The organism is Ralstonia flatus (genome assembly GCF_958439105.1).
GTDB classification, from domain to species: Bacteria; Pseudomonadota; Gammaproteobacteria; order Burkholderiales; family Burkholderiaceae; genus Ralstonia; species Ralstonia flatus.
Genome location: NZ_CAUDLI010000003.1, coordinates 338,822 through 364,570 on the forward strand (window position 1 = coordinate 338,822; position 25,749 = coordinate 364,570).

General features: G+C 65.8%; 20 protein-coding genes. 11 read left to right on the forward strand and 9 right to left on the reverse strand.

Translation table 11 applies throughout. The features are described 5' to 3' along the window. Positions 1-6 precede the first annotated feature (6 nt). Both R2676_RS08625 and R2676_RS08630 read left to right on the forward strand, forming a co-directional pair. A complete protein-coding gene (locus R2676_RS08625) occupies positions 7-1,182 on the forward strand; it encodes a vWA domain-containing protein (RefSeq protein WP_012761614.1) in 1,176 nt (391 codons plus the stop codon). 148 nt (positions 1,183-1,330) lie between these two features. Beyond that, a complete protein-coding gene (locus R2676_RS08630; RefSeq protein WP_316857035.1) occupies positions 1,331-1,729 on the forward strand; it encodes a nuclear transport factor 2 family protein in 399 nt (132 codons plus the stop codon). Positions 1,730-1,797: 68 nt separating this feature from the next. Here R2676_RS08630 and R2676_RS08635 read toward each other — a convergent pair whose 3' ends face one another. The 6 genes from R2676_RS08635 to R2676_RS08660 form a co-directional block, all read right to left on the reverse strand. Next, positions 1,798-2,673: a class I SAM-dependent methyltransferase gene (locus tag R2676_RS08635; protein WP_206275547.1), complete on the reverse strand. Its 876-nt coding sequence runs from the start codon at positions 2,671-2,673 to the stop codon at positions 1,798-1,800. 8 nt (positions 2,674-2,681) lie between these two features. Further along, complete coding sequence (locus R2676_RS08640) at positions 2,682-3,440, reverse strand: tetratricopeptide repeat protein (protein WP_206275548.1); 759 nt, start codon at positions 3,438-3,440, stop codon at positions 2,682-2,684. 208 nt (positions 3,441-3,648) lie between these two features. Then, the gene (locus R2676_RS08645; protein ID WP_206275549.1) at positions 3,649-4,158 is read right to left on the reverse strand and encodes a DUF1993 domain-containing protein; all 510 of its coding nucleotides are present in this window, start codon (positions 4,156-4,158) and stop codon (positions 3,649-3,651) included. 163 nt (positions 4,159-4,321) lie between these two features. Beyond that, positions 4,322-4,819 (reverse strand): DNA-deoxyinosine glycosylase, encoded by a 498-nt coding sequence (locus tag R2676_RS08650; RefSeq protein ID WP_206275550.1) that lies wholly within the window; start codon positions 4,817-4,819, stop codon positions 4,322-4,324. Between the two features lie 8 nt (positions 4,820-4,827). Next, complete coding sequence (gene htpG / locus R2676_RS08655; protein ID WP_027677813.1) at positions 4,828-6,750, reverse strand: molecular chaperone HtpG; 1,923 nt, start codon at positions 6,748-6,750, stop codon at positions 4,828-4,830. 102 nt (positions 6,751-6,852) lie between these two features. Further along, positions 6,853-8,331 carry an aminotransferase-like domain-containing protein gene (locus tag R2676_RS08660; RefSeq protein WP_206275551.1) on the reverse strand — a complete coding sequence of 493 codons (1,479 nt, stop codon included), beginning with the start codon at positions 8,329-8,331 and terminating at the stop codon, positions 6,853-6,855. Between the two features lie 130 nt (positions 8,332-8,461). Here R2676_RS08660 and R2676_RS08665 point away from each other — a divergent pair, with 130 nt between their 5' ends. The 7 genes from R2676_RS08665 to R2676_RS08695 all read left to right on the forward strand — a co-directional run bounded on the left by R2676_RS08665 (position 8,462) and on the right by R2676_RS08695 (position 14,852). After that, positions 8,462-9,181, forward strand: coding sequence for an alanyl-tRNA editing protein (locus R2676_RS08665; protein WP_206275552.1), 720 nt, complete (start codon positions 8,462-8,464; stop codon positions 9,179-9,181). A gap of 9 nt (positions 9,182-9,190) precedes the next feature. Next, the gene (locus tag R2676_RS08670; RefSeq protein WP_206275553.1) at positions 9,191-10,129 is read left to right on the forward strand and encodes a DMT family transporter; all 939 of its coding nucleotides are present in this window, start codon (positions 9,191-9,193) and stop codon (positions 10,127-10,129) included. A 45-nt stretch (positions 10,130-10,174) separates the two neighbouring features. Continuing rightward, positions 10,175-10,645, forward strand: a complete 471-nt coding sequence (locus R2676_RS08675; protein WP_009238591.1) for a RidA family protein — start codon at positions 10,175-10,177, stop codon at positions 10,643-10,645. A 131-nt stretch (positions 10,646-10,776) separates the two neighbouring features. Then, complete coding sequence (locus R2676_RS08680; protein ID WP_102064829.1) at positions 10,777-11,967, forward strand: aminotransferase-like domain-containing protein; 1,191 nt, start codon at positions 10,777-10,779, stop codon at positions 11,965-11,967. Between the two features lie 46 nt (positions 11,968-12,013). Beyond that, the gene (locus R2676_RS08685; RefSeq protein ID WP_206275554.1) at positions 12,014-12,655 is read left to right on the forward strand and encodes a glutathione S-transferase family protein; all 642 of its coding nucleotides are present in this window, start codon (positions 12,014-12,016) and stop codon (positions 12,653-12,655) included. An 89-nt stretch (positions 12,656-12,744) separates the two neighbouring features. Beyond that, complete coding sequence (locus R2676_RS08690; RefSeq protein ID WP_206275555.1) at positions 12,745-14,031, forward strand: MASE1 domain-containing protein; 1,287 nt, start codon at positions 12,745-12,747, stop codon at positions 14,029-14,031. Then, complete coding sequence (locus R2676_RS08695; protein ID WP_206275556.1) at positions 14,028-14,852, forward strand: alpha/beta hydrolase; 825 nt, start codon at positions 14,028-14,030, stop codon at positions 14,850-14,852. Before R2676_RS08690 ends, R2676_RS08695 begins: the two co-directional genes overlap by 4 nt. Before the next feature lie 12 nt (positions 14,853-14,864). Here R2676_RS08695 and R2676_RS08700 read toward each other — a convergent pair whose 3' ends face one another. The 3 genes from R2676_RS08700 to R2676_RS08710 form a co-directional block, all read right to left on the reverse strand. Then, entirely contained in the window at positions 14,865-17,795 is a 2,931-nt protein-coding gene (locus tag R2676_RS08700; RefSeq protein ID WP_206275557.1) for an efflux RND transporter permease subunit, read from the reverse strand. Positions 17,796-17,797: 2 nt separating this feature from the next. Beyond that, positions 17,798-18,979 (reverse strand): efflux RND transporter periplasmic adaptor subunit, encoded by a 1,182-nt coding sequence (locus R2676_RS08705; RefSeq protein ID WP_206275558.1) that lies wholly within the window; start codon positions 18,977-18,979, stop codon positions 17,798-17,800. Between the two features lie 181 nt (positions 18,980-19,160). After that, a complete protein-coding gene (locus tag R2676_RS08710; RefSeq protein WP_206275559.1) occupies positions 19,161-21,536 on the reverse strand; it encodes a patatin-like phospholipase family protein in 2,376 nt (791 codons plus the stop codon). Between the two features lie 259 nt (positions 21,537-21,795). On the opposite strand from R2676_RS08710, the gene R2676_RS08715 reads away from it, so the two are divergent. Both R2676_RS08715 and R2676_RS08720 read left to right on the forward strand, forming a co-directional pair. Continuing rightward, positions 21,796-23,472 (forward strand): L-lactate permease, encoded by a 1,677-nt coding sequence (locus tag R2676_RS08715; RefSeq protein ID WP_206275560.1) that lies wholly within the window; start codon positions 21,796-21,798, stop codon positions 23,470-23,472. 441 nt (positions 23,473-23,913) lie between these two features. Then, a complete protein-coding gene (locus tag R2676_RS08720; RefSeq protein WP_206275561.1) occupies positions 23,914-25,746 on the forward strand; it encodes an ABC transporter ATP-binding protein in 1,833 nt (610 codons plus the stop codon). Positions 25,747-25,749: the final 3 nt, after the last annotated feature.

The window sequence follows — 25,749 nt, forward strand, 5'->3', positions numbered from 1 at the left end:
ACCACCATGCTCATCGATTTCTTCTTCACGCTGCGGCACGCCAAGCTGCCGGTCTCGGTCAAGGAATACCTGACGCTCCTGGAAGGGCTCAAGCAGCAGGTCATCGCGCCGTCGCTCGACGAGTTCTACTTCCTCGCGCGCATGACGCTGGTGAAGGACGAAAAGCACTTCGACAAGTTTGACCAAGCGTTCGGCGCCTACTTCAAGGGCGTGGAAGGCGCGGTCGATTGGCGTGCGGACATTCCGCTGGATTGGCTCACCAAGAAGCTGGAGCGCGAACTGTCGCCCGAAGAGAAGGCCAAGATCGAGGCCATGGGCGGCCTCGACAAGCTGATGGAGCGGCTGAAAGAACTGCTGAACGAGCAGCACGAGCGCCACGAAGGCGGCAACAAGTGGATCGGCACCGGCGGCACGTCGCCGTTCGGGCACGGCGGCTACAACCCGGAGGGCATCCGCATCGGCGGGCCATCGAAGGGCAACCGCACCGCGGTGAAGGTGTGGGAAGCACGCGCGTACAAAGACTACGACGACACCGTCGAACTCGGCACGCGCAACATCAAGGTGGCGCTGCGCCGCCTGCGCAAGTTCGCGCGTGATGGTGCCGACATCGAGCTGGACCTGGACGACACCATCCACTCCACCGCCGCCAACGCCGGCATGCTCGACATCAAGATGCGCCCCGAGCGGCACAACAACGTCAAGGTGCTGATGCTGATGGATGTGGGCGGCTCGATGGACGACCACATCAAGCGCGTGGAAGAACTCTTCTCCGCCGCCAAGACCGAGTTCAAGCACCTCGAGTATTACTACTTCCACAACTGCGTCTACGAATGGCTGTGGAAGAACAACCGGCGCCGCCACGCAGAACGCTTCTCCACCTGGGACGTCATCCGCAAATACCCGCCCGACTACAAGCTGATCTTCGTGGGCGACGCGACCATGAGCCCGTATGAAATCCTGCAGGCCGGCGGCTCGGTGGAATACAACAACGCCGAAGCCGGCGCCACATGGCTCAAGCGGTTGATCGAACAGTTCCCGAAATTTGTCTGGCTCAACCCCGAGCCGGAAGGCCTGTGGGAATACCGCCAATCCATCTCGGTGATCAACCAGATCATGAAGACGCGGATGTATCCGGTGACGATTGCCGGGTTGGAATCCGCAATGCGGCTGCTATCGAAGTAACGCACCTCCGAGCGCTTCTCCGGGCGTGGACACGGTGATTACCTGACGCGTAATCGACACCATCCACGCTGCCGCCGAAGATGAAGCCATCCAGCGCATGCCCCATCACCGCGCTGGGCAAGCTTCCCACTTCGAACGGAGAAACGTCATGACCGCCACCCAACTCGCCGCCAACGACACGCTCGCCGATACGCTGGTCGACCGTTACATCGCCGCGTGGAACGCAACAGACACTGCGCAACGCCGCGCCCTCGTCGCGCAAACCTGGACGGAGAGCGCCACGTATGTCGATCCGCTGATGCAGGGCGCCGGCCATGACGGTATCGAGGCGCTCATTGCGGGCGTGCAGGCCAAGTTCCCCGGCTTCCGCTTTGCGCGCGACGGCCGCGCGGATGTCGTGCAGGACACGATCCGCTTCCGCTGGACGCTCGGCCCCGACGGGCAGCCGCTGGTCAAGGGCACCGATTTCGTACGCATCGAAGGCGACCGCATGCAGACGGTGACCGGCTTCATTGACCAGATGCCAGGCATGGGCGACGCCGCCTGAGCGCGCCCCGCACAACAGCAAACGCCCCGAAAGTCGGGGCGTTTTGCATGGGCGGCACGCGGCAGCGATCAGATGGACAGCGCGTCTTCCTGGCCCGCGTTGGCACTGCGCAAACCCTCAGCCCAGCCCTTGGTCGGCAGCTTGAGCGAGGCCTGCAGCGCGGCGGCGCGCGCCTGCACATCTTCCCAACTGACGTGCAGCGGCGGCCCATTGAAGGCAAGCGCGATCACATTGCCGTCGTGCACTTCAGGGAAGACCAGCACGCGATTGTCGAACGCGTCGCAGATGCGCTCGATATTGCGCGGGAAGCTGGTGTGGTCGCCAAATAGGTTGATCGTCATCACACCCGGCGAGCGCAGCACCTGGCGGCAAGCCTTGTAGAACGCCGGCGTATCGAGCACGGGGCCGCGCGCGGTGGCGTCGTACAGGTCGATCTGCAATGCATCGACGGTGCCGTGGTGGCTGGCGTCCATCACCCAGTCGTAGGCGTCCTGTTCGAGCACGCTCAACCGCGCGTCGTCAAACGGCAGGCCGAACATGCTGCGCGCCGCGACGATCACCGACGGGTTCAGCTCCACCGCCGTCACCTGCGCGGGCGCGAGATGACGGTGGCAGAACTTGGTGAGCGCGGCAGCGCCAAGGCCGAGCTGCACGACGTGGAAGTCCGCTCGCGCGGCAGGGTCGAGAAACAGCAGCCACGCCATCATCTGCTGCGCATATTCCAGCTCGATGGCATCGGGCTTGGACAGCCGCATAGCGCCCTGCACCCATTCGGTACCGAAGTGCAGATAGCGGACCCCCGCCAGTTCAGAGAACGTGACGGGCGCAAAGCGCGGGGCCATGCGCTTCGGTTCGTCATCGTGGCTCTGGCGGTCTTCGCGCTTGGCACGGGCTGGACGGCGCGAGGCGACGGCCTCGATGGATTTACGTTTCAACAGCGTCATAAAGCGGATCAACGGGAAGAAGACTGAGCGGCCGCGGCACGCTGCAGCCATTCGCGATTGTGGTCTTTGGCGTAGCGCGTCCAGTGCTTGGCGTCGCGCAGGATTTCTTCAAACAGGGCCTGCGCGCGCTGCTTGTCGGCATCGTTGTTCTGGGCGAGCAGCCATTCGCCGAAGAGGCAACGGGCTGCGGCATCGTTCGCGCAGGTCAGGGCCTGCTCGAACGCTTCACGCGTATTCGGCGCGTTCGTCACGGCCAATGCACGTGCGTACAGCAATGTGGGGTCGGGCTGCTGGCGTGTCACGCGATGCGCTTCGAACAGCTTGTCGAGCGTGTCCTTGGCGCGCGCCGCCTCGCCCGTGGCGAACTGCGCGCGCGCCAGGCCGAGCAGCACGGCCGGGTCGCCGGCAAACGGGCCGGTCGCCGCCTGCTCGAAGTGCTGGCGCGCTTCCTTCGCATCGCCGGCTTCCAGCAGTGCTTCGCCCAGACGCAGGCGATGCTGCACGGTCGGCGCGCGGTCGAAATCGTTGCGGGCTTCGCGCACGGCGCGGTTCGGATCGATCAGTTGCGTCACTGCGCGGCTGGCAACGCGGGCGCCGCGCGAGTGACGCATCTCCGGCAGATAGATCGCGAAGAAATACACCACGCTGCCCAGCAACGGAAACGCAAACAGGATGAACAACCAGTACATGTTCTGGTTGTTGCGCACGACGTGCACCGCAAAGAACAGCGCGACGATGACGTGAAACCCGATTCCAAGAAACGGCATGTGAAGGCCCGGTAGTGAAATGCACCGACGCCCCCCGCGTCGGCCTCGGGCGCGATTGTGACAGATGCGCTGCGAGGCGGGTGTGTCAGGCCCTTAACGTTTGCGCATTGGCGGCCCGGAATCCGCATGGAGCCGCGGTTGGACCGCTCGTTCGGCAATGCACGCCGGCGCCTGTCATCAGGCGGCCGGCGTGGTTCTGCGGCGCTTCTCAGGGGCGCCCGAGAAAATCCATCTTGCCGATTTCCACGCCGTTATGGCGCAGCAGCGCGTAGGCCGTGGTGACATGGAAATACAGGTTCGGCAGCACAAAACCGCGCAGGTAATCGATGCCCGTGAACTGCAGTTCGCGCGTCGGGCTCTTGAGCGTGATCTGGCGATCTTCACTGCCGGCGAACGCCGCGGGGTCGATGCTGTTGACGAACGCGAGCGTCTTGGCAATGCGCGCCTTCAGCTCCGGAATGGTCGTCTCCTCATCCGGGTACGACGGCACCTCGTTGCCCGACAGCCGCGCTGCACCGCCCTTGGCCTGATCGCAGGCAATCTGCACCTGCCGCGTGAACGGATGCATGTCCGGCGCAAGACGCGCGGTCATCAGGTTGGCCGGGTCGAACTTCTTCGCTTCTGCGTAGGCGGCTGCCTTGTCGAGCAGCGCCGACAGGTTGCCAAGCATGCGGTTGGCAGTCGGGACGAGAAACTCGTACATCGAAGGTGTGGTCATGGAACTGATTTCCTTGGTATCCGTTGTTGTGGCAGCGAACGATCCGTCGGCGCCGCGCTTTCTCGCGCAGGGCACAGTGTAGGCCAGCGATTCGGCCGATGCAGGACGCGCCTGCACGCCACCTGACGCGACTATCCAGTACAACGGCTGGCCAGGTCGCGCGCTACGACAGCCACTCACGCAACGCCTGCCACGCCGCCAACTTCTGGGCATACGGCACGGCTGCATAGGCCGGACTGCTGGAAGGAAGTTTGAGGATGGTGTGGCGATCGCCCATATCGCCCAGCGCTTTCATGCCGATGCGCGCGGCGGTACCGCCGTTGAAGGCAATGACCGCCAGTTCCGGCAACGAAGCGATCAAGCCCGCGAGGTCATTCCCGGCAAGGTCCCGAATCTTGCTGTCGAGACTGCCTTCGCGCTTGGCTTCAGCCACCACGTCCCACAAGCCGATGCGATGCGCGAGCAGCGCCTGCAAGCGCGCTGCGTACTCCATGCCCGGCAAGTCCTCGCCGATCACCTCGCCGGCGAGGCGCCAGAACTGGTTGTGCTTGTAGGCGTAGTACTGCGATTGCGCAAGCGATGCTTCGCCGGGCAGGCTGCCCAGGATCAGCACGCGCGTGCGCGCGTCGACCACAGGCGGAAAGCATCGCTTGAGCGTCACGCTCGTCGTCAGGCCAGCAGACGGTTCACGCGTTGGACGTAAGCCGCCGGGTCGGTCAACGCGCCGCCTTCCGCCAGCAGTGCCTGATCGAACAACACGTGAATGCGATCCTCGAACGCGGCGCGGTCGGCTTCGTTGCCGGTCACGGTTTCCAGCAGCGCGAGCTTGCGCACGAGCGGATGCGTCGGGTTCAGCTCCAGCACCGGCTTGCTGTCGGGCGCCTGTTGGCCGGCCTGCTTCAGCAGACGGGCCAGCGTGCCGCTGATATCGCCTTCATCGGCCACCAGGCACGACGGCGAATCGGTCAGGCGATGCGTGATCCGCACGTCCTTGGCCTTGTCGCCCAGCACCGCCTTGGCGCGCTCGACCAACGGCTTGAACTCGCCTTCCACCTTGGCGTGCTCGGCCTTCTCGGCTTCGTCTTCCAAGGCGCCCAGGTCCAGATCGCCACGCGCCACCGACACCAGTTCCTTCTCTTCGAAGTCGTGCAGGAACGAGAGCATCCACTCGTCCACGCGGTCGGTCAGCAGCAGCACTTCCACGCCCTTCTTGCGGAAGATTTCCAGATGCGGGCTCGACTTCGCGGCCGTCCAGTTTTCGGCGGTCACGTAGTAGATCTTGTCCTGGCCTTCCTTCATGCGGCCGATGTAATCCGCCAGCGAAACGGTCTGTGCGCTGTCTTCGTTGTGCGTGGAAGCAAAGCGCAGCAGCTTGGCGATGCGATCCTTGTTGGCGTGGTCTTCGCCGATGCCTTCCTTGAGCACCTGGCCGAAGTTCTGCCAGAACGTGGCGTACTTTTCCTTCTCGGCGGCGTCATCCGACTCGGCCATCGATTCGAGCATGCCCAGCACGCGCTTGGTGGAACCTTCGCGGATGGCCTTCACGTCGCGGCTTTCCTGGAGGATTTCGCGCGACACGTTCAGCGGCAAGTCCGTCGAATCGATCACGCCCTTCACGAAGCGCAGGTAGCCCGGCAGCAGTTGCTCGGCGTCGTCCATGATGAAGACGCGCTTGACGTACAGCTTCAGGCCGCTGCGGCGCTCGCGATCCCACAGGTCGAACGGCGCGTTGGTCGGGATGTACAGCAGCTGCGTGTATTCGCTGCGGCCTTCCACGCGGTTGTGCGTCCAAGCCAGCGGCTTGCCGTTTTCGTGCGCGATGTGCTGGTAGAAGGCGATGTACTGATCGTCGGTCACGTCAGCGCGCGGACGTGCCCACAGGGCGCTGCCCTGGTTGATGGTTTCCCATTCGTCCTGGGCGACCATCGCTTTTTTCTCTTCGTCCCATGCTTCCTTGCGCATCTGGATCGGCAGGGAGATGTGGTCCGAATACTTCTGCACGACCGACTTGACGCGCCAGGCGGAGAGGAAATCGTCCTCGCCTTCACGCAGGTGCAGCGTGATGGTGGTGCCGCGCTCGGCGCGTTCGATCGTGTCGACGGTGAATTCGCCGTCGCCCGTGCTTTCCCAGCGCACGCCTTCTTCGGCCGGCACGCCGGCGCGGCGCGATTCCACCGTTACGCGGTCGGCCACGATGAACGCCGAGTAGAAGCCCACGCCAAACTGACCGATGAGGGCGGCGTCCTTCTGCTGGTCGCCCGACAGCTGGCTGAAGAACTCGCGCGTGCCCGAACGGGCGATGGTGCCGAGGTTGCGGATGGCCTCGTCGCGGCTCATGCCGATGCCGTTGTCGGCGATGGTGATGGTGCGCGCGGCAGCGTCAAAGCCGATGCGGATGCCCAGCTCCCCGCCGCCTTCCAGCAGCGACGGATCGGCGATGCCCTCGAAGCGCAGCTTGTCGACCGCATCCGACGCATTGGAAACCAGCTCCCGCAGGAAGATTTCCTTGTTGCTGTACAGCGAGTGGATCATCAGATGCAGAAGCTGCTTCACTTCTGCCTGGAAAGCCATCTTCTCGTGCGGTGCGCTCATGGTGTGCATAAAAAGTCTGGAAAGTGGAAAGAGAAGCGGGCTACACCTTGCGCGTGCGCCCGCATGAATTTGTGAGGCTAGATAAGGCGTGGCGACCGTTTTTCAAGCCCCGCGATCGAGCTGCTCGGCCAGAAACCGCAGCAACTCCGGATCGGCGCTGGTCGCAATGTTGAAGCGCATCCACGTCGACGGCATCTGCGACGGCGAAAACAGGCTCCCCGGGGCAAACACATAGCCTTGTTCGTGCCCGGCGCGGGCAATGGCGTTGGTGTCCTGGCCGGTATCGGCCCAGAGAAACATGCCCGCGCCCTGCTGCGCAAACAGCTTCAGGCCCGTGCGCTCCAAGTTGCGCTGCACGCCGTCGCGGGCGCGGTCCAGCCGGGCGCGTATGCGTTCGACATGCTTGCGGTAATGGCCTTCGGTCAGGATCTTGTAGAGCACGCGCTCGTTGATCTCGGGCGTGACCAGGCCCGTCAGCAGCTTGCCGTCGACGAGGTTCTTGGCCAGCTCGGGGTGGCAGGCGATGAACCCCACGCGCAGGTTGGCCGCGAGCGTCTTGGAGAAGCTGCTCAGGTAGATCACACGGCGCAGCTGGTCGAGGCTAGCCAGCCGCGTGCCCGGGTGGCCGGGCGGGGCGAGATCGCCGTAGATATCGTCTTCGACGATCAGGAAACCGTACTGCTCGGCCAGCCGCAGCAGCTGAAACGCCTTGGCCGCCGACAGCGACGTGCCGGTCGGGTTATGCAGGATCGAGTTGATGATCAGCAGCTTGGGCCGCCGCACCTGCACCAGCCCCTCCAGCGCCACCAGGTCGGGCCCCTCGGCGGTGTACGGCACGCCGATCACCTGCGCCCCTTGCGCGGCAAAGCGGCCGAACATCAGGAACCACGCCGGGTCGCCCACCAGCACCGTATCGCCGGGCTGCACGTACTGGCGCGCGATCAGGTCGAGCGACGAGGTGATGCCCGAGGTCATGACGATCTGGTCCGGCCGCGCGCCGATCTCCAGCTCCGCCAACCGCGTCTGCAACTGCTGGCGCAGCGGCAAGAAGCCCTGCGGCGATCCCCACGCCAGAAACTGGTTGCCGTTCTGCCGGCCGAGCGTGCGCAGCGCGTTGGCGATCAGTTCGCCGTCAAGCCAGCCGTTGGGCAGAAAGCCGATGCCCGGCGCCTTGCGTGGCTCGGCGGAATGGAACATGTTCCGCAGCAGCCACGTCACGTCGATCTTGCGCGCGGCGGTGGGCGGCGGCGCGACCGGCTCTTCGGGCAATGGCGCCTGGCGCTCCTTGACGTAGAAGCCCGATCCGCGGCGCGATTCCAGATACCCCTGCGCCACCAGCCGCTCGTATGCCTCCACCACGGTGAAGCGCGAAATGCTCTTCTCCTGTGCCAGTTGCCGGATCGACGGCATGCGCATGCCGGCACGAAACACGCGCTCGTCGATGCGCATACGCGCCCATTCGGTGAGCTGATCCACCAGCGTCATCTGCGCCGACGGAATCGGGTCGGGCAGCTGCTCCGCGGCCGGGCGGGCAGCCGCGCGGCGGGCATCCAAGCTGATGATGTGGGAGGTGGAATTCATGACAAGGTAGGCGGAAGCGGGCCGAAAACTGTACAGAAAGCGCCACGACAAAGTGTACAGGTACTGTACAGACGCAGTTCGGTAGGATCAAGGTCAGAATTCCGCCCCCAGCGAACCCGGAGACGCCCCGATGCCAACGTTGAAACGCTTTGATGAAGACGCCTACCGCGCCACCTGCGACGCTTCGGTCGTCGCCGTGCATCCGGAAGGCATCGAACTGGACGCCACGGTGTTCTACGCCCGCAGCGGCGGCCAGGCGGGCGACACCGGCACGTTGGTCCTGGCCGATGGGCACACCCTTGCGATTGCCGACACCGTCTACAGCGCCGATCGCCAGACCGTTCTGCATGTGCCTGCCGACAGCGCAGACCTCTCCCCGCTCAAGCCCGGCACGCCGGTCACGGCCACCATCGACTGGGAGCGCCGCCACCGCCTGATGCGGCTGCATACGTGCCTGCACCTGCTGGGCTCGCTGATTCCGGTGCCGGTCACGGGTTGCGGTATCTCGCCGGACGCTGGCCGCATCGATTTCGACCTGCCGGAATCCACGCTCGACCGCGACACGCTCACCACGCAGCTGAACGAACTTATCGGCCGCAACACGCCGGTGCGCATCGACCTGATCACGCCGGAAGAACTGGCCGCGCAACCCGAACTCGTGCGCACCATCGGCGCGGCGCCGCCGGCAGGCGCCTCAGCCATCCGCATCATCCACATTGACGGCATCGACCGCCAACCGTGCGGCGGCACCCATGTGCGGGCCACCGGTGAAATCGGCCGCGTGGTGGTCACCAAGATCGAAAAGAAAAGCCGCCAGAACCGACGCGTCGCCGTGGCGTTTGCCGATTGAGCGGCCGCCATGAACAAGTCCGTCACCCTGCCCGCACCACACATTGACCACGCTGAACGCCGCGGCCTGCTGCTGGGCTTTATCGGCGTGGCCATCTTCAGCCAGACGCTGCCGTTCACGCGCATGGCCGTCGCCGAACTGGATGCCACCTTCGTAGCGCTGGCGCGCGCGGTGCTGGCAAGCGTTCTGGCGCTCGTGCTGCTCGCGGCCACGGGCGCGTTCTCGGCCGGCAAGCGCCCGCGCGGCAATCAATGGTGGCAATTGGCGGTGACGGCGATGGGCGTGGTGGTCGGCTTTCCGCTGTTCTCGTCGCTGGCGATGCGCGATGTGCCGGCCGCCCATGGCGCCATCATCACCGGCCTGCTGCCGCTTGCGACCGCCATCTTTGCCGCGTGGTTCGGGCGCGAGCGGCCGTCCGCGGGGTTTTGGCTGTGCGCGGTCATTGGCAGCGTGCTCGTTGTTTCATTTGCACTGCTGCAAGGTGCGGGAGCGCTGCACCGCGCCGATTGGCTCCTCTTCGCCGCCATGGTGACGGGCGCCCTCGGCTATGCAACCGGCGGCAGGCTGGCGCGTGAGCTGGGCGGCATGCAGACAATTGCCTGGGCGCTGGTCGTCTCCCTGCCCGTGCTGCTGCCGCTGGTGGGCGCGCTGGCATGGCTGCCGTCCACACATCAGGCCGAGGCGCTGGCGCATGCGTCGTCCCGGGCCTGGATGGGGCTGGCTTATGTATCGGCCTTTTCGATGTTCATCGGCTTCCTGTTCTGGTATTCCGGCCTGGCAGCGGGCGGTGTTGCGCGGGTCGGCCAGATACAATTGCTGCAACCTTTCATGACGTTGATCGGCGGCTGGCTGCTGCTGGGCGAATCGCTCGATGCGCCGACCGTGCTGTTTGCGCTGGCCGTCATTGCCGTGGTCGGCATCGGCCGGCGCACGTCGGTCCGCCGATAGCAACGTCTTCCCTCTTTTGTTGACCGCACTTACCAAGGAGTCTTCATGACCGCCTCGCACGACGCTCAGGCCAAGCTCAAGCAACTCGGCATCGAACTGCCCGCCGCCGGCGCCCCCGCTGCCGCCTACGTCATGGCCGCGCAAACCGGCAACCAAGTCTTCCTGTCCGGCCACATCGCCAAGAAAGACGGCAAGCCGTGGGTTGGCAAGCTGGGCGCCGACATGACGACCGAGCAAGGCAAGGCAGCCGCACGCGCCATCGCCATCGACCTGATCGCCACGCTGAACACGCACCTGGGCGGTGACCTCAGCCGCGTCAAGCGCATCGTCAAGGTGATGAGCCTCGTCAACTCCACCCAGGAGTTCACCGAGCAGCACCTGGTGACCAACGGCGCATCGGAACTGTTCGTCGAAGTGTTTGGCGACGCCGGCAAGCACGCCCGCAGCGCCTTCGGCGTCGCACAGATTCCGTTTGGTGCGTGCGTCGAGATCGAGCTGATTGCCGAAGTCGCCTGAGCGACGCTTTTTCCTGCTGTGCCACCGGCAGCCGGCCAGTGTTAGACGGGCCGGTTGCCTGCTATTCTCACCGTCTTGCCCACCCACGGCGCCCGCTCACGAGGTGGGCGCCGCAACACTAGGACCACACCATGGACCACACCGCCTGTACCTTCTCCAGCCGCGCTCAGAAACTCACCAGCTCGGCGATCCGGGAAATCCTCAAGATCACCGAACGTCCTGAGGTCATTTCGTTTGCCGGCGGCCTGCCCGCCCCGGTCACCTTCCCGGTCGAAGCGATTCAGGCGGCGTGCGCCCGCATGTTTGCCGACAACCCGCAGGCCTCGCTGCAGTACACGCCGACCGAAGGCCTGTCGGTGCTGCGCGAGTGGATCGCCCAGCGTCATGGCACCACCGCCTCGCGCGTGCTCATCACCACGGGCTCGCAACAGGGGCTGGACCTGCTCGGCAAGATCTTCATCGACCCGCAAAGCAAGGTGCTGGTCGAAACGCCGACGTACCTCGGCGCGCTGCAGGCGTTCTCGCTGTTCGAGCCGAGCTATACGTCCATCGCCACCGACGACAAGGGCCTGTTGCCCGACGCGCTCACGCCCGAGCTGGCGGCTGGCGCGCGCTTCTTCTACACGATCCCGAACTTCCAGAACCCGACTGGCCGCCGCCTGCCGCTGGACCGCCGCCAAGCCCTGGTCGCCCGCGCGAAGGAACTCGGCGTGCTCCTCGTTGAAGACGACCCGTACGGCGAACTCAGCTACACCGGCGACGCCCTGCCCTCGCTGCGCTCGCTCAATCCGGACGGCGTGGTCTACATGGGCTCGTTCTCGAAGATCCTGGCACCGGGCATGCGCCTGGGCTACATCATCGCGCCCGAACATATCCACTTCAAACTCGTGCAGGCCAAGCAGGCATCGGATCTGCACACGCCCAGTTTCACGCAGCGCGTGGCGTATGAGGTGCTGAAGACCGGGCTGCTCGACACGCACATCCCGAGCATCCGGAACCTCTACGGCAAGCAATGCGAAGCGATGCTCGACTCGCTCACGCGCCACATGCCGGCTGGCGTGCACTGGAACCGCCCGGAAGGCGGCATGTTCATCTGGGTGGAAGTGCCGGAAGGCATCGACACGATGTCGCTGCTGGAAAAGGCCGTCGCGCGCAACGTGGCGTTCGTGCCGGGCGCGCCGTTCTATGCCAATGCGCCGCGTCGCAACACCCTGCGCCTGGCGTTCGTGACGGTGGCACCGGAGCGCATCGAGCAAGGCATCGCCGTGCTGGGCGAGCTGATCCGCGCAGAAATCGCTGCGCTCACGCCGAAGGCCGCCTAAATTACCTACCTGTCCATTCATCCATTCGAGAAAGGAGCCGTCGTCGATGCTGCGGATCTGGGGAAGACTCTCTTCGGTCAACGTTCAGAAAGTGGTCTGGTGCGCGCGCGAGCTGTCGCTGGACCATGAGCGCATCGACGTCGGCGGCGCCTTCGGCGGCGTCGACACGCCGGAATTCAAGGCGATGAACCCGAACGGGATGATCCCCGTCATCGAAGACGGCCTGAACGATGCCGGCGATACGCGCTTCGTGCTGTGGGAGTCCAACGCCATCGTGCGCTATCTCTCGGCACGCTACGGCCCGGGCAACCTCTACCCGCTCGAGCTTCACGAGCGCGCCGATGCCGACCGGTGGATGGACTGGCAGACCACGTCGTACAGCCCGTCGATGGTGGATGCGTTCATGCAGCTCGTGCGTACGCCGGACGACCAGCGCGACGCCGCACGCATTGAACGCTCGCGCCAGGCCGCGGAGCGCAGCACCGCCATCCTCGAAGCCGTGCTGGCCAAGCAGCCCTACGTGGCCGGCCGCCGCTTCACCATGGCCGACATCGTCTGCGGCTGCGCCACACACCGCTGGCTCGGCCTGCCGATGGACCGCCCGGCGCGCCCGAACCTCGAGCGCTGGATGGCCGAGTTGCGCGACCGCCGCGCCGCGCGGGAAGTCTTGGCGCTGCCTGTCGTCTAAGCCCGCCCGAAACCGGTTGCGGTAGCATCACCAACCGCGCACGGCATCCAAGCCGGCGCGGTTTTTTGTTTTCACCGAGGGAAACCCGGATGCCATTGAACCGACCTTCCACCACCGTCGCCACGATCCTCTGGGGCGCGCTTTACCTGGTTGCCGCCATCGTGTCGCACCGGCTGAATGGGCCGGTCGACATGACGGGATACATCTGGCTGCCGGCAGGCGTGACCATGGCGGCGTTCATGCTGCGGCCGTACCGCGAATGGCCGGGGCTGGGCGCGGCATTTGCCGTGGCCCAGCTGGCGCTGGCCGCGATTGAACACACCAACCCGGCGCACGCCATGCTGTTCGTGCTCGACGAAGCCGGGAGCGCGGCCCTGGCCGTGGCGCTGGTGAGGCTCGCGCGCGTCCCGCTCGAAGGTTTGTACTTCGTGCGCGCGATGCTGGTGGCAGGCGCGGTCAGCGCGCTGCTCGGGGCGCTGTTCGGGGCGGCATGGTTTGCGTGGTCGCAGGGCGGCGCGTTCGGGCACGTGCTGCGCATCTGGGCGGCGTCGGACTTCCTGGGCGTGCTGATCGTCACGCCGGTGCTGGCGGCGTGGTCCCGCTTTCGCGCGTTCCGCTCGGGCGGCACGGACCGCACGGATTTCCTGCTCGGCCTGGCGGCCGCGATTGCGCTGGCGCTGTCGGCGTACGTCATTTTCGATGGCAACAGCGATGCCAAGTTTGGCGACGGCATCGGCTTTGCGCTGACCTACGTCCCGCTGTTCTTTGCCGTGGTGGTGGCCCTGCTGTGGGGCGGCCGCGGCGGCTCCATGGCCGTGCTGCTGCTCACGCTGGTGGCGCTGACGCAAACCGCCGAGGGCGACGGCCCGTTCGCCGTGCTCGATCACCACTATGGCCAGTCGCTGCTGGAAGCGCAGCTGTACCTGGGCATTGCCGCGCTGCTGGTGCTGCTGGTGAGCGCGCTCAAAACCACGCGCGAACAACTGCACGAGCAGAGCGCGCAATGGCAGAACCGCGTGGAACTGGCGTTGGCAACATCGGGCCAGCTCGTCTACACCATCGACCCGGCCAGCGGCCGCATCGACTGGGGCGGCGACGTGGTCCTCGTCTTCGGACACGACGCGGCGAGCATGGCGTCGATCTCGACCGTACTGCAACTGGTGCACCCGGATGATCGCGATGCGCTGCGCGCACGGTGGCTCGGAGAAACCGCGCTGGACGACGGGGCCGCCATGCCCGCACGCCGCCAGACGCTGCGCATCACCGCGCGTGACGGCACGCTGCACACCGTGGTGGATACCGGTGGGCCGCTGAGGGATGCGGTCGGCAACATGGCGCTCGTCGCCGGTACCTGGTCGGTCGAGACCGCACTGTGACGACATCGGCGCCCGGCAGCACGGCTGTGCTGCTGATCCATGGTCTGGGCGGCACGGCCTACGACGTGGGCGTGCTGCAGAAAGCGCTGCGCAACGCCGGCGCGGTCACGCACGTGCCAACCTTGCCCGGCCACGGCACGCGCCCCGAAGACCTGATCCACATGCCCGCCGAGGCCTGGCTTGAAACGCTCACGCAAACGTATGAGCAGCTCATCGCCGAGCACGACACCGTGCATATCGCTGGGATGTGCATGGGCGCATTGCTCGCGCTGGTGCTGGCGCACCGGGTTCGGCATGGCATTGCGCGCCCGCAGGACAGGCTGGCGCTGCTCGCCACGCCGATCCATATCGATGGCTGGTCGACGCCGTGGTATCGGGATCTGCGCTACCTGGTCTATCGCATCCCGGGCATGGCGGCGCGCATGCGCGTGGAAGAAGACGAGCCGTTCGGCATCAAGAACCCGCTGTTGCGGCGGATCATCAAGGCGAAGCTCGCACGCGGCGACAGCTTCCACTACCCGTGGGTACCGCTGGCATGCATTCGGCAGGTGGATCGGCTGCGACGCTGGGCGCTGTCCGGCGCGCCCGAGACGCAGTGCCAGACGCTGGTGATCCATTCCCGCGAAGACGAACTCACCAGCCTGCGCTCGGCCCAAACACTGCAGGCCACCCTGCCCCATGCGCGCAGCGTGGTGCTGGAAAACAGCTACCACATGATCTGTGTGGACAACGACCGCGATCAGGTCGCCGCCGAGGTCCTCGGCTTCTTCGGTTTCGACCCCGCAGCAGCCAGGCGCAAAGGCCCAGCCGCCGCAGATTGATCACGACGCCGATCAGGCCGCCGGCCCCGCAGTCTCGTGCTCGTGCGCCGCGTCCAGCCGGCGCTGCCGCTCGCTACCCTTGAACACGCGCCGCACCACCACAAAGAACACCGGCACCAGGAACACTGCCAGCACCGTCGCCGCGATGATCCCGCCCAGCACACCCGTGCCGATGGCGCGCTGGCTGGCCGATGCCGCGCCGGTCGCTATCGCCAGCGGCACGACGCCAAAGGCAAACGCCAGCGACGTCATCACGATCGGCCGGAAACGCAGCCGCGCGGCCTCCAGCGTGGCTTCAATCAGGCCCATGCCCTGCGCCACCAGATCCTTGGCCACTTCAATGATCAGGATCGCGTTCTTGGCCGACAGGCCGATGGTCGCAATGAGCCCGACCTTGAAGTAGATGTCGTTGGGCAGGAAGCGCAGCGTGGCGCCCAGCAGCGCACCCAGCACGCCCAACGGCACCACCAGCATGACCGCCAGCGGAATCGACCAGCTCTCGTACAGCGCCGCCAGGCACAGGAACACGACGAGGATCGACAGCGCAAACAGCGCCGGCGCCTGCGCGCCCGACAGCCGCTCCTCGAACGACTGCCCCGTCCACTCGTAGACGCGCTGCTTGCCGTCGGCCTGCACGATCACGCGACGCACCTGGTTGCGGTAGACGAAATCGCCTGCGTAATCGGAGCCGAACATCACGGCCAGCGTGCGGTTGATGTCATCAATCGACACGCCCATCGACAGCGCCTTCTTGCGATCCACATCGATCAGCACCTGCGGTGCATCGCCCTGGCCCGCAAACGTGACTTCCGACAGTGCGGGATGCTTCGCGGCCTCAGCGAGCATGCGGTCGCGTGCCTGCGCGAGGCGCTCGTAGCCGGCGCCTCCGCGGTCCTGCAGACGCAGGTCGAAGCCGGGCTTGCTGCCCAGCTCCGGCAGCGCGGGCGAGTTCATCGCCATGACCATCGCGCCCTTGATCTTGCCGAACGCTGCGTTGGCACGCTCGACCACGGCATCGACGTGCTGGTCAGCGCCCTTGCGCTCCTTCCAGTCCTTGAGCGTCAGGAACAGCATGGCCGCGTTCTGCCCGTTGCCGTACAGGCTGAAGCCCGTGATGGCCAGCGTCGACGCCACCGCCGGCTCCTGCGTCATGAAGTGCTGCTCGGCTTGCCGCACGACGTCGAGCGTTTGCGCCTGCGTGGCGCCGGTCGGCAGCATGACGACGGTCATGAACTCGCCGGTGTCCTCTTCCGGCAGAAAGGCCGTGGGCAGTTGCGTGAACAGCAGCACCACCACGCCGATGACGGCGCCGTACGCCACCAGCACGCGGCCCGTGCGGTTCAGCAGCCTGGCAACGCCGCCTTGGTAGCGTGCCGTCAACCGCGCAAAGCTCCGGTTGAATGCGCCGAAGAAGCCCTTGCGCTCGGCACCCTGGCCGGCCTGCACCGGCTTGAGCAGCGTCGCGCAAAGCGCTGGCGTAAGCGTCAGTGCCAGGAATGCCGAAAACACAATCGACACCGCCAGCGACAGCGAAAACTGCCGGTAGATATTGCCCACCGCGCCACCAAAGAACGCCATCGGCACGAACACCGCCGTCAGCACCAGCGAGATGCCGACGATGGCCCCGCTGATCTGCCGCATCGCCTTGGCCGTTGCCTCGCGTGGCGAGAGCCCCTCTTCGTGCATCACGCGTTCGACGTTTTCCACCACCACGATCGCATCGTCGACGAGGATGCCGATGGCCAGCACCAGGCCGAACAGCGTCAGCACGTTGATGGAAAAACCCATCGGCAGCATCACCGCAAACGTGCCCAGCAGCGCGATCGGCACCACCAGCGTCGGGATCAGCGTCGCGCGCAGGTTCTGCATGAACAGCATCATCACCAGGAACACCAGCACCACGGCTTCGAGCAGCGTCTTGACCACCTGCTCGATGGCGATGCCGACAAAGCGCGAGCTGTCGTACGCCACCTCGTAGCGCACGCCGGGCGGGAAATGCGCCTGCGCTTCGTCCAGCACCGCGCGCACGCGCTTGGCCACGCCCACGGCATTGGCGCCAGGGGCAAGCTTGATGCCGATGGTCGTAGCCGGCTTGCCGTTCATGCGCGAGAGGTAGAGGTAATCGCTGCCGCCCAGCTCCACGCGCGCCACATCGCGCAGCAGCACCATGCGGCCCTGCGCGTCCGCACGCAGCGGAATCTGGCCGAATGCATCCGGCGTGGTCAGCCCATCGTCGCCGGTGACGCTCGCATTGATGGGCGCGCTGCCCGGCACGGCGCCGCTGCCGATCTCGCCCACGGTGATGCGCGCGTTGTAGCGGCGCACGGCGTCGCTCAGGTCGCCGGCGGTCAGGCCCAAGGCGGTCAGCTTGTCGGCATCGGGCCAGATGCGCATGGCGTATTCCGCATCAAACAACTGCGCGGTGCCCACGCCCGGCACGCGACGCAACTGCGGAATCAAATCCGACGAAGCAAGGTCGCCCAGGTCGATGCCGTCAAAGCGGCCACGCTCGGCCGTCAGCGACAGATACATCATGTAGTTCTCAGCCGCCTTCTCGATGCGGATGCCATTGCGGCGCACGACCTCAGGCAGACGTTCCTCGACGATCTTCAGCCGGTTCTGCACCTCCACCGCCGCAAGATCGGGGCTCGTGCCCTGCGTGAACGACAGGTTGATCGACACGTTGCCCGCCGCATCGGACGACGACGACATGTACAGCAGCCCCGGCGCGCCGTTCATTTCGCGCTCGATGATGGCGGTGACGGCACTCTCCACCGTGCGCGCCGACGCGCCCGGATAGTTGGCCGAGATGCTGACGTTGGGCGGGGCAATGTTCGGGTACTGCGCCACGGGCAGCTTAGGCAGCGCGAGCAGGCCGGCCAGGATGATGGCCAGCGCAATCACCCAGGCAAAGACCGGGCGGTCGATAAAGAAGCGCGCCATGGTCAGCCCTTCTTCGGCGTGGTGTCAGCACGCGGTGCTGCGGGCACCGGCTTGACCGCCATGCCCGCTTCCAGCGTCTGCATGCCTGGAATGGCGAGGCGCTCTCCGCCGGACAGCCCGCTCGTCACCAGCCATTGGTCACCGGCCAACGTTTGCGCAGCCACGGGACGCACGGCCAGCGTATTGTCGGCCTGCACCACAAACACGGATGCCCCCTGGCGGTCGCGCTGCAACGCGCCCTTCGGAACCGTCACCGCGCCCTGCTGCACGGCGTGCGAGAGCTTCACGCGCACGTACATGCCAGGCAGCAGCAGGCCGTCGGGGTTGGGCAGCACGGCGCGCATCGAAACGTTGTCCGTTGCGCGGTCCACCGCCAAGTCGGAGAACAGCAGCCTGCCCGGGCGCTCGTACGCCACGCCGTCGCTCAGGATGACCTGCACGCCGATGTCCTGGCCGCTCAATGCGGCGGCCTGGCCCTTCTTGAGCGCGCGCTGCAAGGCCAGCACTTCGGCGGCGGGCTGCGCAAAATCCACGTAGATCGGATCGATCTGCTCGACGGTGGTGAGCGGCGTGGCAGCGTCTTCCTTGACCAGCGCACCTTCGGTGACCTGCGCGCGGCGCGAGCGGCCGGCAATCGGCGCCGTGACAGTGGCATAGCCCAGGCGCAGTTGCGCGGTTTCCAACGCGGCACGGCTGGAAACCACGTCTGCGGCGGCCTGACGCTCCGCGGCTTGCGCTTCAGCGTATTCCAGCTCGCTCACGGCGCGCGTGGCGGCCAGTCCCTTGTAGCGCGCCGCCTTGTCTCGCGCGATGGCGAGTTGCGCCTGCGCACGGGCAAGTGCGCCTTGCGCGGCGTCCACCTGTGCCTTGAGCGGCGCCGGATCGATGCGGAACAGCACCTGACCGGCCTTGACCACCTGGCCTTCTTCGTAGGCGCGCTTGAGGACGATGCCGTCCACGCGCGCCCGCACTTCCGCCGTGCGATACGGCTCAAGCCGGCCCGGCAATTCGGTCACCAGCGGCGCATCGGAGGGCTGTGCAACGGCAAACTCGACCTCCGGCGGACCAGCGGGCTTGGCGGCCTCATCCGCATGCTTGCCGCACGCCTGCAACACAGCCAGGGCGCACGCGCACAACAACCACCGGGACGAACGGTAACGACGGAACAACACGGAGAACATCATGAGAAAGGGGGCTGGGCGCGACCGCGCCCGAGGTCTTGAACGAAGCGAAGCGGAAGGCTAGCACGCACGTCCGCTGCGACCTGACCGATTGATTTCCCAGTCTGATCAAGACCTTACGAAGCACGCAAGACTGCGGCACGCCCAAGCCTGCAGCCGCCTGAAGCGGCTTCAGAACGTCTGCTCAGAAGACGCGACCCAGCTGCAGGTACACGTTCCACACGCCCTGCGGCGCCACCGCAAAACCGAAGTACAGCGGCCCGATCGGGCTGTTGCCGCCGACGAATACGCTGCCGCTCTTCAGGTAAGGGCCGGTGCCGAAGTTGTTGCGCAGCTGCCAGACGTTGCCGGCCTCCGCACTGGCGCCGAACACCGGCGCGCGCAGGCCGAGCAGATCGTCGACGCGCAGGTCGTACAGATAGGTCAGGCGGCCGTACAGCATGTACTGACCGTTGAACTGATCCTGCGCGTAGGCCGAAAGGTGCTGGAAGCCGCCCAGGAAGAAGCCTTCGTTGGCGCCGTTGCTCGTGTTGCCACCGTTTTCCCGCGTCGGGCTGTTCACGCCAAACAGGCCTGCGCCTTCCAGCGCCACATTCAACGTGTGGCGGCCGTAGCTGGTCGCCCATAGGCCCTTGGCCTGGGCGGTGTTGAACTTCTTGTCGAGCGTGCCGAAACCCGCTTCCACGCTGCTGTAGAAGTAGTAGCCGCTGCGCGGGAACAGCGGATCGTCGAGCTGGTCCAGCGTGAGCTGGGCGCGAAACGCCGGTTGCTGGGCACGCATGGGGTCGACGCTCGTCGCATCCACGACATTGCCGGACTCGTCCGCGATCAGTTCCAGGTAATTGAACGTCGCCGTCTTCCTGACGTAGTTCACGCCCAGGCGCAGTTCACCCTTGCGGCCCAACGGGATGCCCAGGTCAACGCCGGCGCGCGCCGTCTCGATGGTCAGGTTGTTGAAGGGCTTGGCGTCTCGGGTGGGGGGCTGATCGTCAAAGTAGAGATCGGAGCGGCGGCGCGAGTACTCCGCATACGGCGCCACGTAAAACCCCTGTGCCTGCCACAGCGGCTGGCGCAGCTCGGTATGGATGCTCGCCCGGTTGCTGCCGAGCACGATGTCATTGCGCCACTCCAGCCCGCTCTGCGTGAGCCACGGATACCGATGGCCGAGATTGACGTTGAACGCGCCGCGCCCGTCGAAGTTGGTCGACATGCCGAGCCCGAACAGGAAGAACTGGTTGCCCCAGGATTTTTCGTGCGCGTCGATCTTCAGGGTATGCACGCCATTCTGTTCGACCAGCCGCTGGGTGACGGTTTCGAAGTCGCCCGTGGTGGCCAGCGCCGACAGCTCGCGATTCAGTGCCTCGGCGTCATACGCATCGCCTTCGCGCACCTTGATCAACTGGCGCACACGCGCCGCAGGCACGCGGCCGCTGGTGGTCACGTCAATGGCGTCGATGCGCGCGCCTGCCACCAACGTGCCCTGCGGCTCGTGGGCAGCCCGGTACGCGGCATACGCCTGCGGCGACAGGGACAACGTCGCCAGCTTCGCCTCGACGCCCTGCGCCGCGCGTTCACCTTGCAACACCCCCTGCGGGCCCTTGGCGAAATCGGTGAACGAAAGCTCCGAGAGCTGCGGCTCGATCAGCACATCCTTGCCGCGCAGCAGTGCCTTTTGCGCCCGCACGTTCTGCCCGACGAGGATGGTGATCATCTGCTGCGTGACCGCGGCCGGCGAGGCCAGGTCTTCCGGCCGCAGCAAGTCCGACCCGATATTGACGGCGATGATGATGTCCGCGCCCATGTCGCGCGCGAGCTGCACGGGCAGGTTGCTCACGAGGCCGCCATCCACCAGCGTGCGCCCGCCCACCTCGATGGGGGCGAACAGGCCCGGCACCGCCATGCTGGCGCGCATGGCCAGCGGCAGCGAGCCGTGGTCGAGAATCACCCCGTCGCCCGTGGCCAGATCGGTCGCCATGGCCTTGAAGGGAATCGGCAGGCGCGAGAACGCGATGTTGTCGGGCCACTGCGCCGTCCAGTTCTTGAGCAGCGCCAGCAGGCGGTTGCCCTGCACCAGCCCGGCCGGCAGCTTGAGCCTGCCGTCGCCATAGCCGGCGGACAGCCCGATCGGATACTGGAAGTCATCTTCGCGCAGCGACTGCGGCAGCTTGGCCCGATCGTTGCGATCGAAGGCGATGTCGCTCAAGTCCACCTGCGAGAGCTTCTGCTCCAGCGCGTCCGCACGCATCCCGCTGGCGTACAGGCCGCCCACCACGGCGCCCATGCTGGTGGCGGCAATCACATCCACGGGAATGCGCATGCGCTCGAGCATCTTCAGCACGCCAATATGCGCATAGCCGCGCGCCCCGCCGCCCGACAGCACCAGGCCGATACGCGGCCGCGTCGATTCGGTATTCGCCTGCGTTGGGGCGCCCGCAGTCTGGCCATGCACGACAGGCGACAGCGTCGCCAATGCCACAAACACGGTGACCACGGCGGACGCCAATCGGGTAGCCAATCGGGAGCCGTGGCGGCGAAGCAGGAAGGCCGTCAGAGAAGCCATGAATGGAAGGCGATTTGGGGTGGTGGGCAGCGCTGCAGGCGCAATGATTCCACAACCCGGATTTACCCGGTGCAATTGCTTGCGCCGCGCCAACTCACGCACGGGCGCCGATGAATACTTTTCAGGGCGAAAGTGACAGAATATTGCCCGGACCCGGACACGCTTGTTCCTACAATCCGCGTTTGCCCCTTAAAAATGGGGCGACAGAAGACGTTCGGTATCGAGAAGAACTGAAACGCCCAAACAGGAGGAGATCAAGATGTGGAATCAAGTCTATGACCCGCTCGGCAGCGCCGTGTGGTCAACCCTAGCGGCCGGGATACCGGTGGCAGTGCTGCTGTGCTCGCTGGCGTTCTTCCATATGCAGGCGCATCTGGCCGCCGGCCTGGCGCTGATTGTCGGGGTGGGCATCGCCTCGTTCGTGTTCGGCATGCCGACCGCAATGGCCGGCAAGGCTGCGGGCCTTGGCATCGTCTCGGGCCTGTTCCCGATCGGCTGGATTGTCCTCAACATCATCTTCCTGCATCGGCTCACCACCTTGAACGGGTCGTTCAAGGTCTTGCAGAGTTCCATTTCCGGCATTACCGAAGACCGCCGCCTGCAACTGCTGCTGGTGGCGTTCAGCTTTGGCGCGTTCTTTGAAGGCGCGGCGGGCTTCGGCACGCCGGTGGCGGTCACGGGCGCCATCCTGATCGGCCTGGGCTTCTCGCCGCTGGCCGCGTCGGGCCTGGCTCTGATTGCCAACACCGCGCCGGTGGCCTACGGCGCCCTCGGCGCGCCGCTGATCGGCCTGGCTTCCGTTACGGGGCTGGACTTGCTGCAGCTCTCGGCCATGGTCGGCCGCCAGCTGCCGTTCTTCTCGGTGCTGGTGCCGTTCTGGCTGATCTGGGCGTTCGCGGGCTTCCGCGGCATGCTGCAGATTTGGCCGGCGATCCTGGTGGCGGGCGTGTCGTTTGCGATTCCGCAGTTCCTGGTGTCGAACTTCCACGGCCCGTGGCTGGTGGACGTGATTGCGGCGCTGGTGTCGATGGGCACGCTCACGCTGTTCCTGAAGGTGTGGAAGCCCAAGACGATCTGGACGTCGACCGCCCTGCGCAACCGCGAGGACAACTCCCGCGTCGACCCCGAAGCCGCCGCCGAGGCGCGCGAAGCCACCACCGGCACCAACGGCAAGATCACGCGCATGCAGGCATGGCTGCCGTGGGTGATCCTGACGGTGTTCGTCTTCATCTGGGGCGTGCCGCAGTTCAAGGCGTTTGCCGACGGCCTGTGGGCCTACAAATTCGCCATTCCGGGCCTGGACAAGATGGTGCTCAAGGGCCCGCCGGTGGTGCCCAAGGTGATTGCCGAAGGCGCGGTGTTCAACTTCAACGTCCTGTCGATGGCGGGCACGGGCATTCTGGTATCGGCCATCGTGGGCGGCCTGCTGATGGGCTACTCGCTGCCGCGCATGGCGAAGGAATACTGGAACACCATCAAGCTGACGCGCTATTCGCTGCTGACGATCTGCGCGATGTTCGGCATCGGCTACCTGACGCGCTACTCCGGTCTGGACGCGACGCTGGGCCTGGCCTTCGCCCACACGGGCGTGCTGTACCCGCTGTTCGGCACGATGCTGGGCTGGCTGGGCGTGGCGCTGACCGGCTCGGACACGGCATCGAACGTGCTGTTTGGCGGCCTGCAGAAGACCACGGCCGAGCAGCTTGGCCTGTCGCCGATCCTCATGTCGGCGGCCAACAGCTCGGGCGGCGTGATGGGCAAGATGATCGACGCGCAGTCCATCGTCGTGGCGTCCACCGCCACCAAGTGGTACGGCCACGAGGGCGACATCCTGCGCTATGTGTTCTTCCACTCGCTGGCCCTGGCCTTCCTGGTGGGGCTGATGATTACCCTGCAGGCCTATGTGGAGCCGTTCACGCGGATGGTGGTGCACTGAGCCCCCGCTCCCGACGGAACCCGAAAGCCGCTCAATCGAGCGGCTTTTTTCATGCGAAGCCGACACGTCGAGCGAAAAGCCTCGCACGTCGGGTTCCGAGCTCCACTTGCCGAGTAAAAAGCCTCACGCGTCGAGCTCTGAGCTCCAACCGCCGAGTAAAAAGCCTCACACGCCGAGCTCCGAGCTCCAACCGCCGAGCAAAAAGCCTCACACGCCGAGCTCCGAGCTCCAACCGCCGAGCAAAAAGCCTCGCGCACCGAGCTCCGAGCTCCACTCGCCGAGCAAAAAGCCTCGCGCGCCGAGCTCTGAGCTCCACCCACCGAGCCCTGCACTCCGTAAGCCACCCCGCCAACATGGGCACTTTCACGCGCGTATCATGGGCGGCTCTTCCGCGCACGTCCCGCCCTGGGGCGTCGGTCTCCTCTTCCCCCCCGACCCGACATGCTGCTGCGCCGCCTGGAAAAGCTCATCGATCCGTTCCGTCCCCTGCCCGACACACAGCCTCCGGCCAATGTGTGGCGCTTCTACGCCTACTTCCTGCGCGAAGTGCGCGGCGTGTTCGCGTTCCTGCTGATCGTGGGGCTGTTGGGTGCGCTGATTGAAGTCGCGCTGTTCGACTTCCTGGGCCGCATCGTCGACATGATTCAGGCGACACCCGGCCCCGCGTTCTTTGGCCGCCACCGTAACGAGTTGCTGTGGATGGCCTTTGTGGCGCTGATCGCGCGGCCGGTCATCTTCGGGCTGCACGACGTGCTCGTGCATCAGGTCATCAACCCCAACCTGTCGAACCTGATCCGCTGGCAGAATCACCGCTACGTGCTCAAACAGAGCCTGACGTTCTTCCAGAACGACTTTGCCGGCCGCATTGCCCAGCGCATCATGCAGACCGGTTTTTCACTGCGCGATTCCGCCGTGCAATCCGTGGACGCGCTCTGGCATGTGGTGATCTACGCGATCAGCGCGATGGTGCTGTTCGCCAGGGCCGACTGGTGGCTCGTGGTACCGCTGCTGGTGTGGATTGGCTGCTACGTCGCGGCCCTGAGCTACTTCGTGCCACGCGTGAAGGCGCGATCGGTCATCGCCACGGAGTCGCGTTCCAAGCTGATGGGCCGCATCGTTGACGGCTACACCAACATCACCACGCTCAAGCTGTTCGCGCATACGCAGCACGAAGAAAGCTATGCGCGCGACGCCATGGCCGAGCAGACGGACAAGACGCGCCTGTCCGGCCGCATGATCAGCGGCATGGATTTCACCATCACGGCCATGAACGGCCTGCTGATTGTCGGCACATCGGCGCTCGCGCTGTGGCTGTGGAGCGAGGGCCGTGTGAGCGCCGGCACCATCGCGCTGACCACGGGGCTGGTGATCCGCATCAACAACATGTCGGGCTGGATCATGTGGGTGGTCAACGGCATCTTTGAAAACGTCGGGCAGGTGCAGGACGGCATGCAGACCATCGCGCTGCCGCGCGCCGTGATCGACCAGCCCGATGCCAAGCCGCTGCACGTGACGCGCGGCGAAGTGCGCTTCGAGCACGTCGGCTTTCACTACGGCAAGGGCAGCGGCGTGATCGAAGGGCTGGATCTCGTGGTGCACCCCGGCGAACGGATCGGGCTGGTCGGCCCGTCGGGCGCTGGCAAATCGACGCTGGTCAACCTGCTGCTGCGCCTGTACGACGTGGAGCGCGGCCGGATTCTCGTCGACGGTCAGGACATTGCAGCGGTGACGCAAGAGAGCCTGCGCGAGCAGATCGGCATGGTCACGCAGGACACGTCGCTGCTGCACCGCTCCATTCGCGACAACCTGCGCTACGGCAAACCCGACAGCACCGAGGCCGAGCTGATGCAGGCCGTGCATCGTGCGCGCGCCGACGAGTTCATCCCGCAGCTATCCGATGTGCAAGGGCGACGCGGCTTTGATGCGCTGGTGGGTGAACGCGGGGTGAAGCTCTCGGGCGGTCAGCGGCAGCGCATCGCGATTGCGCGCGTGCTGCTCAAGGACGCGCCGATCCTGATCCTGGACGAAGCCACGTCCGCGCTGGATTCGGAAGTGGAAGCCGCCATCCAGGAAAGCCTGGAAACGCTGATGCAGGGCAAGACCGTGATTGCCATCGCGCACCGGCTCTCGACCATCGCGCGCATGGACCGGCTGGTCGTGCTCGATGGCGGGCGCATCGTCGAGAGCGGCACGCACGCGGAGCTGCTGGAACACGGCGGCCTGTATGCGCGGCTGTGGGCGCACCAGACCGGCGGTTTCGTCGGGGTGGACTGAGCG